The sequence below is a fragment of the Alteromonas aestuariivivens genome, from assembly GCF_003367475.1.
GTDB classification, from domain to species: Bacteria; Pseudomonadota; Gammaproteobacteria; order Enterobacterales; family Alteromonadaceae; genus Alteromonas; species Alteromonas aestuariivivens.
Genome location: NZ_QRHA01000008.1, coordinates 64,479 through 80,705 on the forward strand (window position 1 = coordinate 64,479; position 16,227 = coordinate 80,705).

General features: G+C 52.6%; 12 protein-coding genes. 4 read left to right on the forward strand and 8 right to left on the reverse strand.

The annotated features are described in order from the left end of the window. On the forward strand, window positions 1-1,548 hold the full coding sequence (locus tag DXV75_RS12100) for a methyl-accepting chemotaxis protein (protein ID WP_115593686.1): 1,548 nt from the start codon (window positions 1-3) through the stop codon (window positions 1,546-1,548). Here DXV75_RS12100 and DXV75_RS12105 read toward each other — a convergent pair. The 6 genes from DXV75_RS12105 to DXV75_RS12130 all read right to left on the reverse strand — a co-directional run bounded on the left by DXV75_RS12105 (window position 1,540) and on the right by DXV75_RS12130 (window position 7,794). Next, the gene (locus DXV75_RS12105) at window positions 1,540-2,121 is read right to left on the reverse strand and encodes a DUF1285 domain-containing protein (protein WP_115593687.1); all 582 of its coding nucleotides are present in this window, start codon (window positions 2,119-2,121) and stop codon (window positions 1,540-1,542) included. The genes DXV75_RS12100 and DXV75_RS12105 overlap by 9 nt on opposite strands. After that, window positions 2,108-2,959 carry a DUF3014 domain-containing protein gene (locus DXV75_RS12110; protein ID WP_115593688.1) on the reverse strand — a complete coding sequence of 284 codons (852 nt, stop codon included), beginning with the start codon at window positions 2,957-2,959 and terminating at the stop codon, window positions 2,108-2,110. The genes DXV75_RS12105 and DXV75_RS12110 overlap by 14 nt, the downstream gene beginning before the upstream one ends. Before the next feature lie 173 nt (window positions 2,960-3,132). After that, window positions 3,133-4,446, reverse strand: coding sequence for an ABC1 kinase family protein (locus DXV75_RS12115; RefSeq protein ID WP_115593689.1), 1,314 nt, complete (start codon window positions 4,444-4,446; stop codon window positions 3,133-3,135). A gap of 8 nt (window positions 4,447-4,454) precedes the next feature. Then, window positions 4,455-4,727, reverse strand: a complete 273-nt coding sequence (locus tag DXV75_RS12120; protein ID WP_115593690.1) for a hypothetical protein — start codon at window positions 4,725-4,727, stop codon at window positions 4,455-4,457. Between the two features lie 75 nt (window positions 4,728-4,802). After that, window positions 4,803-5,339: a DUF6702 family protein gene (locus tag DXV75_RS12125; protein ID WP_181898416.1), complete on the reverse strand. Its 537-nt coding sequence runs from the start codon at window positions 5,337-5,339 to the stop codon at window positions 4,803-4,805. Further along, window positions 5,329-7,794: a M1 family metallopeptidase gene (locus tag DXV75_RS12130; protein ID WP_115593691.1), complete on the reverse strand. Its 2,466-nt coding sequence runs from the start codon at window positions 7,792-7,794 to the stop codon at window positions 5,329-5,331. Before DXV75_RS12130 ends, DXV75_RS12125 begins: the two co-directional genes overlap by 11 nt. Window positions 7,795-8,036: 242 nt before the next feature. Here DXV75_RS12130 and proB point away from each other — a divergent pair, with 242 nt between their 5' ends. The 3 genes from proB to DXV75_RS12145 all read left to right on the forward strand — a co-directional run bounded on the left by proB (window position 8,037) and on the right by DXV75_RS12145 (window position 10,612). Next, a complete protein-coding gene (gene proB, locus DXV75_RS12135; protein ID WP_115593692.1) occupies window positions 8,037-9,173 on the forward strand; it encodes a glutamate 5-kinase in 1,137 nt (378 codons plus the stop codon). A 68-nt stretch (window positions 9,174-9,241) separates the two neighbouring features. Next, on the forward strand, window positions 9,242-9,679 hold the full coding sequence (locus DXV75_RS12140) for an acyl-CoA thioesterase (protein ID WP_115593693.1): 438 nt from the start codon (window positions 9,242-9,244) through the stop codon (window positions 9,677-9,679). After that, window positions 9,680-10,612, forward strand: a complete 933-nt coding sequence (locus tag DXV75_RS12145; RefSeq protein WP_115593694.1) for a D-2-hydroxyacid dehydrogenase — start codon at window positions 9,680-9,682, stop codon at window positions 10,610-10,612. Window positions 10,613-10,645: 33 nt separating this feature from the next. Here DXV75_RS12145 and DXV75_RS12150 read toward each other — a convergent pair whose 3' ends face one another. Next, window positions 10,646-14,365 carry a translocation/assembly module TamB domain-containing protein gene (locus DXV75_RS12150; RefSeq protein ID WP_115593695.1) on the reverse strand — a complete coding sequence of 1,240 codons (3,720 nt, stop codon included), beginning with the start codon at window positions 14,363-14,365 and terminating at the stop codon, window positions 10,646-10,648. After that, the gene (locus DXV75_RS12155) at window positions 14,362-16,122 is read right to left on the reverse strand and encodes an autotransporter assembly complex protein TamA (protein WP_245953194.1); all 1,761 of its coding nucleotides are present in this window, start codon (window positions 16,120-16,122) and stop codon (window positions 14,362-14,364) included. Before DXV75_RS12155 ends, DXV75_RS12150 begins: the two co-directional genes overlap by 4 nt. Window positions 16,123-16,227: the final 105 nt, after the last annotated feature.

Below are 16,227 nucleotides of genomic sequence, written 5' to 3' on the forward strand. Positions count from 1 at the left end.
ATGAGACGAGGGCAGCATATCGTCGATCAGGAACGGGATTTTCCGGCTAGTGTCGAGTTGGTTTCCACCACCGACAATCGTGGCGTGATCACGTACGCCAATGACGCCTTTTGTGATGTTGCAGGGTACCAGGAGGCGGAGTTGGTGGGTAAAAACCACAACCTAGTTCGCCACCCGGATATGCCCAAGGCGGCATTCAAGGACATGTGGTCTCATCTGGAGAAAGGGCAATCCTGGAGAGGTGTGGTTAAAAACCTGTGTAAGGATGGCAAGTACTATTGGGTAGACGCGTGTGTAACCCCTATTATTGAAAATGGCCAGAGGGTGGGTTACCAGTCAGTGCGGGTTAAGCCTTCGCGGCAATTGGTGGAACGGGCCAGTGCACTCTATAGCGACATCAACCAGGGTAGAACGTCGAAGCTTCGGGAATGGTCAGCGGCGTCAATGCTGGGATTGTTCAGTGCGGTCATTTTTGCTGTACTGGTGGCCAGTTGGGTTGGGCTTGGCTGGCCAACTGCTTTGGTCGTAGGCGGTTTGGCTTTGGCTACACTGGTGATCTTTCACGAGGAACTGGTTCATTTCCCCCGCATTGCAAACCGGCTAAAAGCCGACTTCGACAGTGTCAGTCGCTACGTATATTGTGGCAAAGGGGCTGCCAGTGTGTTTGAATTTCATCTGGAGTTGCAGCGTGCGCTGCAGCGCACCGTACTTGGGCGAACCCAGGATTCGGCCCGGCATCTGCAAGACATCGCACAAACTACATTGGGTTACGTAAACCAAACCACAAAAGGTATCGAACAGCAAAAGCAAGGTGTTGGGCAAATTTCCACGGCAATCGAAAAGATGGCGGCAACCAGTCACTCCGTGCTGAAAAATACCGAGGATACAACGCTCAGTATTGAGAAAACCAATGCACAGTGTGGTCAAGCGAAGGAATTGATACTCCTGGGGCGGGACACAGTTAAAGGGTTGTCTGGTATTGTTGAAAAAGCCTCAATTACCGCAGACAGCCTCATGGACGCGTCTGACAAGGTTGCTCATACCATGGGCGAAATTGAAGCCATTGCAGAGCAAACCAACCTGCTCGCCCTTAATGCGGCCATTGAGGCTGCCCGGGCAGGCGAAAGTGGCAGGGGGTTTGCCGTGGTGGCAGATGAGGTTCGGGCGCTTTCTACTCGTACGCAGGAATCGGCAGGTAATATTGTACAGAGCATGCAGTTGATGCGCACTACCCTTACAGAGTGGGTGGAAACCATGCATTTGACCCGAGAAAATGCCCTTACCAGTGTCGATCAAGCCAATACCTCAGCCCAGGCCATTGAAGAAATCTACACAATGATTGCCGACATTCACACCCATTCCCGGCAAATTATGCAGGCGGTTGTTTCGCAGGAACAGATGTGCGGCGAGATAGAGCATAACGTTCACGGCATTAATCAGGTTGCGGAAAATAATGCCAGTGTTGCAGCCTCCATGGCCCAGACAGCCGGTACTCTCAACCAGAATATTAGCCGTCTGGCCGGATTGAGTGACACATTTTTACGCTGAGTCCGCGGGAAGGCAGCCAATGCTGAATTGGTATTGCCCACTGTGCAGCTGCAACGAGATTTCGTGTTTGGAGATGGCTACGGGGGTGGCCTTTTCCAGCAGCTGATAGTAAACGTTCTGGTGCAGTCGGCCCCAAAGGTTGCGGCGTACCCTAACGTAGGGAATTGCGACGCTGTCTGGAGCCTTAAGTGAATCGGGAGGTGGCCGAAGTTCGACCGGATGTTCGGCGTCTACAGTGAATTCATCTTCGGTTTGGGTAGTGAGTTGAAGAAGCTCGTTGTGACAGTGCCATTGGGTTATCACAAAGGGCACGTCCTCCACTTCAATGCCAACCTTCTCAACGGGCGTTACCAGAAAGTACTGGTTCTGCTCTCTCTTTAACACTGAAGCAAACAGCTTTACCAACGCAATGCGTCCGATTGGGCTGCCGTCGTAATACCAGCGCCCATCGGCTTTGATCACCAGGTTGATATTCCCGCAAAAAGGCGGGTCCCACTGCTCTACCGGAGGTAAGGCTCTGGAGCCCTTATCTCCGGTACCCGCAAGCTGGTGCTCGAACCTAGTCAGATCCACGTTCTTGGAGCAAAGCTTTGACTTCCCGCAGCTTTGCCTTTATGCGCCGCATGTTGTCCGGCCCGGTACGCAACAACTGTTTCTGGGGTGCACTGAGCTTCTCCAGACGAGGATCAGCGTACTTGTACGCTACCGAATCGGTATAGACTTCTACCGGAAACGGCACTTCAGGTGTATCCAGCAGCTGATCAATGGCTTCTACAACCACTTCACTGAAGGCTTTGTCCGGGTCGCCAATTTCTGCGTAGTTGCTCTGCATGTCATTTTCGTATTTTTCAAACAACGACATCAGCGCCTGATTATCAAATGACTCAAACAGATCAACGTATGGCGAGTAACGTTTGTAACTGGCAGCATCAATCCATTCCTTGTCGGCCTGGCTGTAAACCCGGAAAGACTGCTCAGGTGCCTTGAACAGCCGGTGGCCCGGTGCCATTTCGTCATTCGCCAGGTTGGTTACAGAGACAACAAAGCGTTCCAGCAGTGCATCTGTGGCGAGCAAACGGTCCATTTGCGGAGATTCAGACAAGTTTTGTAATGAATCGTGAATGGCCTGGTCGCTGATATCAACAGGCTCGGGTTCGGGCTCCGGAGTTGTCGGTAACGGCTCAACTTCGGCGTAGGGATCAATCTCAACGGGTTCCGGGGTCGGTGCGGGTTCAAATCTCTCGGGCTCTTCCGCTACAGCAGGTTCTGCTTCTATTGCCGGTTCGGGGGTTGCTATAACGGGTTCAGGCTCTTTCGACGGCCACAAAAGTACCGCCAGTATCACAATGGCAATGACGCCGATAATCACCAGATGGGGGGTGAGTGTACGCTTTTCCGAGGTATCGCTCATAATTTCTCCACCAAAAAATTAATCCCTTGTTACTCATACTATCAGAGATGATGATGATTGTTTGAAAATCAATCGTGATATTTGTTCCCTATTGAGTTCAAATTCCTCATTTTTAACACTTTTCAGCATAAGCAAGTCATAAACCCTGAGCAGCCAGGGGCAAATAGGGGTGGCTACAACCAGGGTTCTGCCAGCTGGCGCATGTTCAGGCGGGCCCCCAGCTTTTTGGCTAACAGGAACAGTCCGCCAAGTTTGCGGTGGATAAACAGCGCATCCGGCGGTGGTGCGTGCCAGAAATTGTGCTGAAAGGTCAGGGCGTGCCCCAGTTCGTGCAGGCGCAGCATTAAATCGCTGGTACCAAAATCATAGCCTTGGGAGGCGTGAATGGATTCGCAGGCCATCATTCCCATATCCACCACCAGTGTTTGCTGGAGTTCCGAATGCTGGTTGCTAAATAGCCCAAGGCCAATGGCTGCCTGCCGCATCTGTTCACGGTTTCGGTTTGCGGCTGCCTGGAGTAACTGGCGGTAACAGACGGCAACGCTGGCGGGCACTTCGCGGGTGGCACCAAAGTCCAGCAAGGCAATTTGCTGCTTATCACTTTGATAGCGGTAGTTGGCGAGATTGGGGTCGCTCTGAATCAGCTGGAAGTCGAAGACCTCACGGAAAAACAGTTGCATCAGTGCACCCATGAGCCGATCTTTTTGCTCCTGTGGTGCATCAGAGAGTGATTCAATAGGGTCGCCATTGAGATAATCCATGGCCAGAACGGTTTCACAACTGAGCGGAGCGTAAACTTCCGGGCACACAAAGTGTTTATTCTGCCCCAGTAGCTCACGGTAGCGGGTCAACATTTGTGCTTCGCGCACGTAATCGGCTTCCTGGTGCAACTGTTGTTTGGCTTCGGATAAAATCGGAAATAAATCCAGCTCTTTGGGGACCAGCCCACTGAGGCGAATCAGACTGGCAACGTTATCTACGTCGCTGTCGATGCTCTTTTTCACGCCAGGATACTGCACTTTGACTGCCAGGGTCTGGCCTTCCATGGTGATCACTTTGTGCACCTGCCCTATTGAAGCGGCGGCGACAGGTGCAAATGAAAAATACAGCAGAGGTTGTTGCCAGTTAACTCCCCAGGCTGAGTCAAGCACTGAGGTGAGCTGGGATTTTGGCATGGGTTCAGCATCCTGCCGCAACCGGGCCAGAATGGCAGCCAGCTCCGGGGGAAGGAAGTCACCGCTGTCCATCGACAACAGCTGGCCTACTTTCATCGCGGCACCACGCATGGTGGCGAGTTGGTCGGCGATGCGGGAGATGTTCGCGGGGGTGAGAAGCAAATCGCTGAATTTGGGCCGTTGTCCTTTCAGCCATTGGCTGGCACCCTGGCTCACCATATTGCCGGCTATGCGGCCGGCCAAGCCGCCAAGACGGCCAACGCGGGACAAGCGCCCGGTGGGGACGGCACGACCCGGTTTGTCGTCTGACATACGGGCTCCTAAGCAAATTGCGAAGTAATTTGGATCACCATACCAGCCAGACTCCCCATCGCAAAGCCAATCCATCCATTTTTACCACAGTAATGGCTCAGATTGGCGCCAAACAGTCCGCACCACAACATGATGGCGTATACTGAGAGCCATCCGCTGCCAGTACCTGAGCCTGGGACGAACAACATGACGGCAAAAGCCAGTGCCATGGCCCCACTGAGCAACACCCAGATAATGCTTTTTGTGGTCGCCCCAGTGTTGGCGGGTGAAGTATTTTGCATACAAAAACGCCTGTGGTTGTTGTTTCAATAATGAAACACCACAGGCGTTTTGGTCAATCAGTGCCCACTAAGACTTTAGTGGTGCTGTCCGTCGAACTCGACCTCAAGCAAAGTAACGTTGTCTGTGAAGGTCAGGGTTTTCAGAGGCCCGTTGCCTTCGACATTCAGCGTATTAATTTGTGAAGGCCACAATTCCCTCAAGGCGTCATGGCGAATTTTCAGCCCATCCAGCGCCGGAGGTTGAGCGGTTTCCTGGTAAACCCAGAAAAACTTTCCTTCCGTTTCAAAACCCACCAGCGTCAGCGGCAGAGATTGATCCTCTGCATCCAGAAGCGCGAAGCTTTGCGTAACATATTCAGCAAAGTCCTTCTGCGTTTTCGGATCTTTCAGAATATCGGCGGACTTTTCAAACAGCGTTTTTACCGCATGTTCCGCATCGTGAAGATTGAAGCGATGCATCACTTCAATGTTTTCGGTGCGCGGATTAAACAGCACGGTAGTAATGGCTGCTTTTATCTGGTGAGCGCTGGCCAGGCCAGCGAAACCCAGCAGCAGGGCCATGAGGCCCCATTGCCATTGACGACCTAAAGCACGGCTGTGTTTAGTTGTCATCACCTTCCTCTTTGTCGGCTTTCAGCTCAGTGGTGCTGTCGTGCATGATATCGCGGTAAACTTTACCACTGCGAGGCTTGGACTTGTAAGCTTCAACCCGAGACGGAATGATGCGGCGCGGATAGTGGTTGTTTTCCACGTCTACGTCGGCAGTTTCCCAACGCGGGTCAACAGTAACACTGACCAGTTCTTTGTCTTTGTCGGTGATCACCAGTTTGCTCACAGCCTTGGGCGTGCGGCGCCAGATTTCAGCTGGAATGCGCATCATTTCCTTGCTGCCGTCGGCAAATTCCATTTCCACAATGATGGGCATCACCAGGCCACCCACATTGGAGAAATCCATGACATAATAGTTTTTGTCTTCTTTAACCGCACGTTCAAACGCAGTGCGCTCCCAGGGCTCCAGTTTATCGAGGAAGCTCTTATAGGCGTTGCGTTCTTTGTTGGTAACCGTGAACTGGTCATTTTCATCGTAGAAGTCACGAATGTCTTCGAATCGGTCAACCCACAATTTGCGGCCTTCCTGTTCGTTGCGTTCAACCGTTAGCGACAGCGGTTTGTCCTGTTCAATCTGACGCTCACGAGCAAAATCGATGTCCGGATCTTCGGTGTTCAGACGCAGTTTATAAACGCGGTCAATGGAAATGTCGACATGGTCGGTGGTGTAGAACCAACCGCGCCAGAACCAGTCCAGGTCAACCCCGGAGGCTTCTTCCATGGTGCGGAAGAAATCTGAAGGCGTCGGACGCCTGAACATCCAGCGCTGAGCGTACTCTTTAAATGCAAAATCAAACAGTTCGCGGCCCAGAATGGTTTCGCGCAGAATGTTCAGGGCTACAGCCGGTTTGGTGTAGGCATTGGGGCCCAGATGCAGTACCGAATCAGACTGGGTCATGATTGGCACCTGTGAAGAGGATTTCATGTAACCTACTACGTCACGGGGTTCCACACCCCACGGAATGTCCGGATCCCACTCACGTCCTGCAACGCCATCCAGGAAGCTGTTAAGACCTTCGTCCATCCAGGTCCATTGACGCTCGTCAGAGTTCACCGTCATCGGGAAGTAGATGTGGCCAACTTCGTGGATAACCACGCCTATCAGGAAGCGTTTTTCTGCCAGTGAATAAGTACGTGACCCGTCGTCCTGCAACTCGGTCCGGGGGCCGTTGAAGGTGATCATTGGGTACTCCATGCCGCCAACCGGGCCGTTAACCGATTGAGCCACCGGATAAGGGTAGTCAAAGGAGAAACGTGAATAAACGTCCAGCGTGTGGATCACGGCTTCGGTGGAATACTTCTGCCAGAGTTCGCCGCCCTCTTTGGGGTAGAATGACATGGCCATTACGTGCGGCTGAGCGTCACCACCCTGTTCGTAGCCGCGGGCATCCCACATAAATTTACGCGATGAAGCCCAGGCAAAATCCCGAACTTTATCGGCTTTAAACTGCCAGGTTTTGGTTTTGCTGGTGCCTTCTTTTTCGTTTTCCAGTGCTTCTTCCGGCGTTACGATAAATACCGTGCGCTCAGCTGTTTTGGCTTTCTCAAGACGCTGGCGCTGTGTTTTGGTCAGCACGTCTTTGGGGTTTTGCAGCACACCGGTTGAAGACACAATGTGGTCGGCCGGCACAGTAATGTTAACTTCGTAGTTACCGAATTCCAGCGTGAATTCACCACGGCCCAGGAATTCCTTGTTGGTCCAGGCTTCATAATCCGTGTATGCCGCCAGGCGCGGGAACCATTGGGCTAACAGGAAAATGTCGTTACCGCCTTCACGGGCATCGTCAGGGAAGTGCTCGTAACCTGCACGGGCGGAAACGGCGTCTTCTTCAACAATGTTGAAGGCAAAATCAATGTCGAATTCAACTTCATCGCCTGGCTTCAGGGATTTGGCCAAATCCACCCGCATCAGCGTGCCCACAATAACGTGATGCAACTTATTGCCGGAACGATCTTCAACTCGGGTAATCTGATAACCCAACTCATGATCGTCAACAAACTGCTGACGGCGCAGGGCACCCATGCTCAGCTTTGCAGGCTCACTGCCGCTGGCCGATTGGGTTGCCGGCCCCCGGTTACCAATTCCTCCAAAGTCAGAGGTCAGTGTGGCCATAGAATCGTCGCGGAATATGTTCTGATCGAGCTGGATCCACAGATACTTCAGTGTATCCGGTGAGTTGTTGTGATAAGTGATGCTTTCACTGGCTTCAATGCGACGCTTGTTTTCGTCAAGTTTAACGTCGATAACGTAGTCGACCTGCTGCTGCCAGTACTGGTGACCGGGTTCGCCGGCTGCATTTCGGTATACGTTTGGAGTGGGCAGGCTTTCGTCCAACTGACGAAATTTGTCTTCAAAATCGCCTTTGGTCTGTTTTATTGCGGCGTTTGCGGCCGGCATCTGTGCCATGACAGACAGCACCGGCACCAACCACGCCAGGCGGAGTGTACGTTTACTCATTTTGGTTCCTTCATACAACTTACAACCGGCATCAAAAGGAATGACACCAAACCCAACATTCTATAAGTGTTGCCCGGCACCTGACCAGTCTTTGGGCGTGTTTTGACCCGACTTCACCGCAAACCGGGTTGTACACTTCTGTTTCTGAGAGAGAATTTCCCGGCTATTGCCGCGATTAACTGTTTGTTAATTCGTCATCTTGTCGTATTCTTTGGCTTACAGAGCAGTCAGTTTCCAACCCCATGAGTTTATCCCAAGCCCTTGAATTTTCGTGGCAACGCGCGGTGATCAAAGTCGGCAGTGCGTTGATAGCGCCGGACGGTGTGAATGTCAGCGCACGTTTTTTATTGCCTATTGCCGAGTTTATTACTGCCAGCCGTGAAGCAGGCAAGGAAGTGATTGTGGTCTCTTCCGGAAGCGTGGCGGCAGGTAGGGCCAAAATTCCTATCCATCATCGGGCTTCCATAGCCGAAAAACAGGCCATGGCGGCAATCGGGCAAACCCAAATGATGGCAAACTGGCAACGCTTTTTCGACTTTCCCTGCGCGCAGGTTTTGCTGACCGCCGACGACCTTCATGACAGAACCCGTTACGTCAACATCAAGAATACCCTGCGCGAGCTACTGCTGCATAAGGCACTGCCCATCGTAAATGAAAACGATACGGTGGCGGTTAACGAACTTAAAGTCGGTGACAACGACAACCTTGGCGCCTACACCGCACTGGTGGCACAGGCCGATACCTTAATCATCTGTTCGGATATTGATGGCTTATACACCGCCGACCCGCGCAAACACAGCGATGCCACTTTGATCCCCAGAGTGGACAGGATTGATGAGAGTATTTATGCCCTGGCAGGGGGGGCTGGCACCGCAATGGGCACCGGGGGGATGCGTACAAAAATTGAAGCCGCTGACAAGTGCACCGGCAGTGGCATTCAGACATTGATTGTGAACGGGCGCAATGGTCAGGTTTTCGATGCGCTAGCCCAGGGGCGGGTGCAGGGTACTCTGTTTGCGGCTGGTCAGTCGAACAATACCGCAAGAAGACTGTGGCTGGCACACACTTTGAAAACACGGGGTTTTATTGACGTTGATGAGGGCGCCAGAAATGCGATTTTGCAGCGTGGAGCCTCCCTTTTACCATCAGGTATAGAGTCAGTGAGTGGTTACTTCACTTGTGGGGATGCAGTGGAGATCCGCTGCCAGGGCAAAGCTATTGCCAAAGGGCTTGCCCAGTACGATCACAAGGATTTGCATCAGATCAAGGGGCTTAAGAGCCAGCAGATCCGCTCTGTCCTGGGATACGATTTTGGTGAAGTGGTTGTACACCGGGATGATCTGGTGCTGATGGGGGGGCTGGGCACTCCGAAACCGTGAGGTAGGCGTGGACCCCAATAAACGAACAGCGTATGCTGAAATTTTGTAGCAACACTCAAGGTTAACGGATGACAGATATTACCCCTTCCTTGGCGGACTACCCTTACCAGGTAGAAATTGCCAGCCGCTGGCAGGACAACGACATGTATGGTCACATTAACAATGTTGTTTACTACGGTTTTTTCGATACGGCGGTTAACCGTTTTTTGGTCGAACGCGGGCAACTGAACATTCACCATGGCAATGCGATTGCACTGGTGGTCAGTTCTCAGTGCCAGTACATCACACCCGCATCGTACCCGGAAACCATCTATGTCGGCCTGAGAGTGATAAAAATCGGCCGAAGCTCAGTTACCTACGGACTTTCTGTGTATGCAGGCGAGTCACGTCGCCGGGTCGCGCACGGGCAGTTTGTGCACGTGTTTGTTGAACGCAGCACCGACAAGGCCATCCCCATTCCTGCTCGGGTGCGTGAGGCATTAGATGAGATCATGGAATCCTTCTAGATGAAGGCTGTGTTACTCGATGCAGATACGCTTAAGCCTGATGATCTTGATCTTACAGCACTCACCGACTTGCCAATCGACCTGACTGTCTATCCGGTTACCCGGCCTGGTGAAACGCTTGCTCGCATCTCAGACGCGAAGATAGTGCTGACCAATAAAGTAGTGCTGAACAGTGAGTTGTTGTCCCAGGCTTCGGAATGCCGCTACATCGGTGTGCTGGCCACCGGTACCAACAACGTGGACATGAATTATTGCCGCGAAAATCAGATAGCTGTGCGCAATGTGGAAGGGTACGGCACCGATTCGGTTGCCCAGCACGCCCTTATGCTGATGTTGAATCTGGCAACCCGGTTCGTGAATTACCATACTGATGTTCAGGCTGGTGCATGGGCCCAATCACCGTTTTTTTGTTTGTTGGAGCACCCGGTTATCGAGTTGGCCGGAAAACATCTTGTAATCGTAGGGCACGGTACACTTGGCGCCCGCTTTGCCGAGTTGGCGCGTGCGCTGGGCATGCAGGTGACTGTTAGCGCCCGCCCGGGTGCCATCGGAGACACCAGGCCAAGCCTGGACAGCCTGTTACCTGAGGCCGATGTGGTTAGCTTGCACTGCCCGCTTACCGAACATACGCGGCATTTGATCAACGCCCCACGGCTGGCAATGATGAAACCTTCGGCATTGCTGATAAATACAGCTCGCGGTGGTTTGGTTGATGAAATGGCTCTGCGCCGGGCGCTTGAAAACGGGTCAATAGGTGGTGCGGGGCTGGACGTATTGAGTGAAGAGCCGCCAGCAGCGGATCACCCTCTGTTGGTCAAACCGCTGCCGAATCTGATCATCACTCCCCACTGTGCCTGGGCTGCTCGAGAGTCCCGGCAGCGCATGGTAAGCATTGCTGCCAGACATATACGCGACTTTCTTAATTGCACCTGAGGCCAGTTTGATCTGCCAGGATTTGGACAGGGTTCAGTTTTCGTTCTCGGGCGTGTCATCCGGTTCTTCATTGGCATCGTCTTCGCCAAGGAAAAACTCGTAGTACAGGTCCAGCGCGAACTCGGTCTGTTCTTCAATCGTTGTTTGTGCCGCTTCCAGAAACAGCCTTGTGTAGAGATCGTATCGCAGGGCCATATCCGGCGGTTGCTGTCGACGTCGGATGACCGAATCCGTGCTGTCGGTACCGCCGATCCCGGTGTCAAAGTTGTATTCCATCGACAATCTGTCGTTGATGCGCCCGGTCACTGACACAAAAGCCTCTCCTCCTGCTCCGGAGGTTGTACCTACACTGAGATCCTGAATGCCTAGCGCGTTGCCAACCTGCGAAGTCAGTGAGTCGGTGCGGGATAAACCGAAGCCCAGCAATAATGCGCTGTAATTGGTGTCACCGGTGTTGCCACTGGGGCCCCGGCCGTTTAACAGGTATGACAGGCAGGCGCTTTGATCCATACTGGGTTCGCAAAACAGGTTTACACCAGCGCTGTCTGCCGGCCCGTCAATTCGTACGCCCGCAACCACATCGTCATCGGTTTTCTTGGGGTCCCGCACCGCTTCAACCAGCAAAAAGGGTTGATCCATTGGCCCGTTGAACTGCACTTCGCCGGTTTGTATAAGCAGGTCCTGACCGTAAGCCTGGTAGCGTCCATCCAGGATCTGCAGCGAGCCATAACCGACCAGTGCGGGGTGCGTACTGAGCTTGAGAGCACCATGGAGGTTGGACTTAAGCCCAAAAGCGTCCAGTTTCACTTCACCGGTTCTTTTCTTGTCGATGTCCAGAGTAATGTTGGCTTTTACTATGCTAAACGGGTCCTCAACAGGCGGTTCGCCACGAAGATGAACATCCTTTGAGGGAGATACCGCATTTTGCGGTAGCCGGATGATGTCTGCTCTGGCCCAGGGAATGGCAACGCTGCCATTGACGTTAATTTCACCGGGATTAATACTGGCAGTCAGGTCAGGTGATATTTGCATGCGCAACTGAGGCTGGTGAATTTCAAATTGTTTGCCTTTCAGTGCCAGGGAAGCAATGACACCGGAATGCCAGCTGAATTCTCCGCCCAAGGTACCTTTGCCGCCGCCCAACAGGAAATTGCCGTTGAAGCTGGCTTGTTGCCCTGAAAAGGTAACTTCCTGATGCCAGTCGTTAAGAACCACCGGCATGTTCTGAATGTCGATGGCGCCGTTGTCCAGCGCGAGAGTGCCGTTCAGAAGAGGGGTGCTGACAGTGCCGCTAATGTTAAGATCGCCGTTAAATGCACCGGTAAGATTGCGAATGGCTTTTGATACTGGCTGCAGAGGTTTGAGATTCAGGTTGTCGAACAACAAATTGCCATTGAGACCAATCTCGGGCTGCCCGGTATCTGCAGTAATGCGGGCGCGTATCCCTCCCAGTTCAGGGCTGAGCAGTTCAGCCGAGGCTGACACTTTGCCTTGCTGAAACACGCCCTCGCTCCGAATGGGAGCGGTGCTTATAACAACGTTCTGCTCTTTTCCCAGTTTCCACGTGGTGGCGGAAGCCTGCATCGAAAATTGCCCTTGTGGCGGCTTTTTGGGGCCAACCTGCCCTGTGCTGTTAAAGCTGAGGGTGGTATCAGGCGCTTCCGGCAGCAAGGCTGGCTGAAGTTCATGCAGCCACAGCCCAAGCGGCAGAGCGCTGGCCTGAAGCTGCCAGTTTGTTTGACCGCCAGCAACGGAAATGCCCTCAATGCACAATTCACCATCCCGTCGAGATGCCCAGCAGTGTTGAGCTATGTTGGCTTCAATGGGTTGAGGCTTTATGGTCAGGTCAAACGGGGATTCGAGCGCCCATTGTGTGTTGAGTAACTTAACGTTGCTGCTTTGGACTTTTCCCTGCCAGCGGTTTTGTTGCCAGTTACCACTGACGGTCAGGTCGGCCTGATGCTGCGGTACAGAAATGCTCAGCGCAAGCTGGTGAGAACTGAAAGAGCCTTCCAGCGCCACTTCCCCGTTGATTGGGCCCTGAGACGCCATAAACTCGTTGAACTGAGGCGTCGCTTGCAGATCAAAAATCTGCAAGTCGGCAGTGGATTGGGGATCCTGCCAGGGACCCTGGGCATTAATGGAACCCTTAATACGGCCGCTGAATTCTGGATGCAAGGTGCTCAGTTGGGGCATATCAATGTTCAGTCTCGCATTCAGATAGCGCTGGTTTAGTAGCTGCCCAACCAGGTTTAGTGTGTTGTCCTGCTGGTGGATGCCGAGATTGGCGACCATCAGATCATTGGCGGAAGAATACACCGCAGCCCCCGCAACACTCAGAGGAGCCCCGGACTGCATTGCGGTTAGGGACAGTTCTGAGAGGCTCATTTCCGGACCGCTGTCAGTCATTCGCATCAGACTTGTAAACTGACCGTTGATATTTGTAGGGCCGTTTTTCAGCCTGGCCGTACTGTTGATGCCGCTTACCTGGGTTTTACCGGTCCAACTCGCTGTTTCGTTGAGGTAAAGTGTACCCGTATTGGTGATTGAGCCACCGAGCACGTCGATTTTGGCTTCGTTAACGGTTATGTCAGTTGGATTCAGGGTTATATCCACAATAGCGGGTACGGGGCCAATCTCAGCCAATGTTGCCCCGCCTTGCCCGTGCAGGTGGTAACCTCCCATTTTGCCGGACAATTCCAGAGAGCCTGCGTGAAGGCTGCTGCCTTCCTGTGTGGGAAGCGGTTGTTCTGGCCAGTCTGCTTTTATCTGTAACGGTAAGGTGTCAGAGAGAACGTTGGCCTGAGCTTCAAGCGTTGCTGTGTAATGACCGGTCGCGGTCACATTCAGTTGCAGGGCCTCAAGTGAGCCAGAGGCGTCTATGCGGGCGGACTGCTGGTTGCTGTCAGGCAACAAAACTGTGCCCCGAGCCTTCACCATAAGGGGGTATGGAGGGAAAAACTCCACCGCTATGTCCGTATCGATATTGCCCTTTTCATGGTTCACAAATAAACCTTCGGCAACCAACTGACTTTTCTCAAATCCGAGCTGAGCCAGACCAATGCGTTTGATTTTCTGTAACTCTGAGCCCTTGTAGATGATGAGTGGCTGAACACTGAGGCCGGATAATTCCACCCCCATCGGCATCTGAACAACCGGAAGCTGAGGTGCGGTGTACGAAAGTGCATAACTTACCGGCACGGCATCGGCCTGAGCTTCCGAAGCGGCCGGCAGCCGAATGACGGCATTGTGCAACTGGGAATCAACCAATCGAATTTTTTGATGCGCAAAGATTTGGGTCGAAAATTCTGCCAGCTCAACGGAGGCAGCAGGCATGGTGAGACGGAAATTTTCTAACCGTAAGCCTTGTACGCGAATTGGGATGGGCAGCGTTAATGGAGTGGGAGTGGCGGGTTCCTCGTTCGTCTGAGCGGCACCAAGCTGGGTTACCGCAAGGCCGGATATCGAAAAGGTCTGGAAGCAAATTGCAGTGTCCAGAACGCATCGCCAACCGAGATTTACGGTTCCTTGCGACACATCAACCTGCCATTGCGCGTTCTGCCAGCTTAGCCCGGTTACGTTAATATCCGACAGGATTGTGCCGGTAAGTTGCTCTATGTTAAGGCCAGGGACCACTTTATTTGCGGCGTACTTAAACAGCGGCGCACTCAGAGGCGTAAGAATAAACACAATGAGCCCAAACAACACAATAAAAGGTGTACCCAGGGCAATCAAAATGGACCTTTTTCTCATAGCTCAGGCCCCAGAATGATGTGTAGCCGCCAGCTATTCTCCAGCTCGGAAAAGCCTCTTGCTACGTAAACCCGCACTGGGCCGATGGGAGATGACCAGTTAAAGCCGCTGCCGAGGCCAACCGCGACATCTTCCTCAAAATGGTTGGTTGCCGTCCCGGCATCGGCAAACAAGGCCACCTGCCATTTTTCAGCTACCCGGTAACCGTATTCAATGCTGGACGTGATCAGGTAGCGGGCCCCAATGGATTCTTCTACATATTCACCAGTGATGGGGTTGAATACGCTGTCTGTGGGTGATATGTCGCGGTACTGAAAACCGCGGATACTTTGGTCGCCCCCGGCGAAGAAGCGCAAAGAGGAAGGGACTCTGGAAAAATCATTGGTATCAATAGCGCCCAGTTCTGCCCGCAGGATAAAACGGTGAGGTGCTGATGTTCGTACCATCCGGGTTTCTACAGTCGCTTTTGCAAAGTCAATGTCAGATCCGAAACCTTCCTGACCGGCCTGAACGAATGCCTGGAAGTAGGTACCGCGGTCAATAAACAGCGGGTGATTTTTATCCAGGTAGGTGAGTGCATAGCCGGGCATCACCAATTGGGTAGTTTGTTCGGGATCCAGGCCCTGTTTGTAATTTTCTCTTAAGTAGGTGAGCGATCCATCCTGCTGCCAGGGGGATCCTTCCTTTTGCCAGAATCGGTGGGCGGAAAGCGATAAGGTTTCGCTTTCAGTACTGGTGTTTGAGTATTCAATAAACTGATAGCCGGCCTGAAAACTCAGGTAATCACTGGTGACATTCTGCATTGGAATTCGGTAATCAAAAACCAGCGATTGTTCCGGTTTGGACAGAAACAGCTCGGAGGAAACGGAGTGACCACGGGAGTTCACCCACGGCCGGTCCCAGCGTAACCGTATACGGGGGCCGGTATCGGTTGCAGCGCCCAGACCTACATTGAAGGTATCTCTTGGTTTGTGCTGGATACTGACTTCAATGGGAACTTTCAGGTTGTCGGCTTCGCTAACCACCGGGCGGGCAATAATGCGGGAAAAGTAGCCTGACTGGAGGAGCCTGCGGTTAAATTCGGTTAGTTGTTCTGAACTGTATAACTCGCCCTCGGAAAATGGGCGCAGGCGGTTGATGATTGCCCGCGCTTTGTCGTCGCCAACGAATTTGAGTGCGCCAAACTGATAGCGAGGGCCACTTTGGGCAATCAGCAAAATATTGGCTTCGCGGGTTTCTCTTACCAGATCGAGCCGGGTGGCTTGCCAAAAAAAATCAAAATAGCCATTTGATAATGCGTGGTTGAACATGGATGTTTTAAACGCTTCATACCTGGGTTGCAACATTATGTCCCCAGGTTTGAGCGGAAAGGCGTTGAATTTATCCCTGAAAACAGGGTCTTCCCTGCCGTTACCAATAATTTCCCGGGTTACATTGGCAACCTTTAATGGCGTACCCAGATACACGGTAAGGGCTAACCGGGTTTCGGATTGTTGAGAGACGTTGGTGTAACTGTTGTAGTAACCAAAGGGTTCGGCGGCTTTGGCTACGGTCATGCGAATTTCGTTCTGCCAGAACGGGTTGTTCAGCAGATCGTTATCCACATTCAGGTTTTTAAGGTGCAACTCAATGTTTTCACGAATGTTGTCCGCTTCAACGCCGTCAACAGTGAATTCAATGGCCCATGTATTTCGCGCGCACAGCAGTATTAGCGTTACCAGGGCAAGCAGGTAGCTGATGTTTGCAAACCTTGTCACTGCGTGAGCTGAGCTCTGAAACAATCCCTGAATTCCTTCTGTGTTAGGTAGCGCAGTATAGCCGAAGCGTAAAGTATTGGGGAAACTGATAAATTACCCACTGCT

Coding starts and splice junctions, on each gene's coding strand:
- DXV75_RS12140 (WP_115593693.1), top strand. CDS start 9,242: ATGACAGATATTACCCCTTCCTTGGCGGACTACCCTTACCAGGTAGAA.
- DXV75_RS12130 (WP_115593691.1), bottom strand. CDS start 7,794: ATGAGTAAACGTACACTCCGCCTGGCGTGGTTGGTGCCGGTGCTGTCT.
- DXV75_RS12115 (WP_115593689.1), bottom strand. CDS start 4,446: ATGTCAGACGACAAACCGGGTCGTGCCGTCCCCACCGGGCGCTTGTCC.
- DXV75_RS12110 (WP_115593688.1), bottom strand. CDS start 2,959: ATGAGCGATACCTCGGAAAAGCGTACACTCACCCCCCATCTGGTGATT.
- DXV75_RS12145 (WP_115593694.1), top strand. CDS start 9,680: ATGAAGGCTGTGTTACTCGATGCAGATACGCTTAAGCCTGATGATCTT.
- DXV75_RS12150 (WP_115593695.1), bottom strand. CDS start 14,365: ATGAGAAAAAGGTCCATTTTGATTGCCCTGGGTACACCTTTTATTGTG.
- DXV75_RS12120 (WP_115593690.1), bottom strand. CDS start 4,727: ATGCAAAATACTTCACCCGCCAACACTGGGGCGACCACAAAAAGCATT.
- DXV75_RS12100 (WP_115593686.1), top strand. CDS start 1: ATGAGACGAGGGCAGCATATCGTCGATCAGGAACGGGATTTTCCGGCT.
- proB (WP_115593692.1), top strand. CDS start 8,037: ATGAGTTTATCCCAAGCCCTTGAATTTTCGTGGCAACGCGCGGTGATC.
- DXV75_RS12125 (WP_181898416.1), bottom strand. CDS start 5,339: ATGACAACTAAACACAGCCGTGCTTTAGGTCGTCAATGGCAATGGGGC.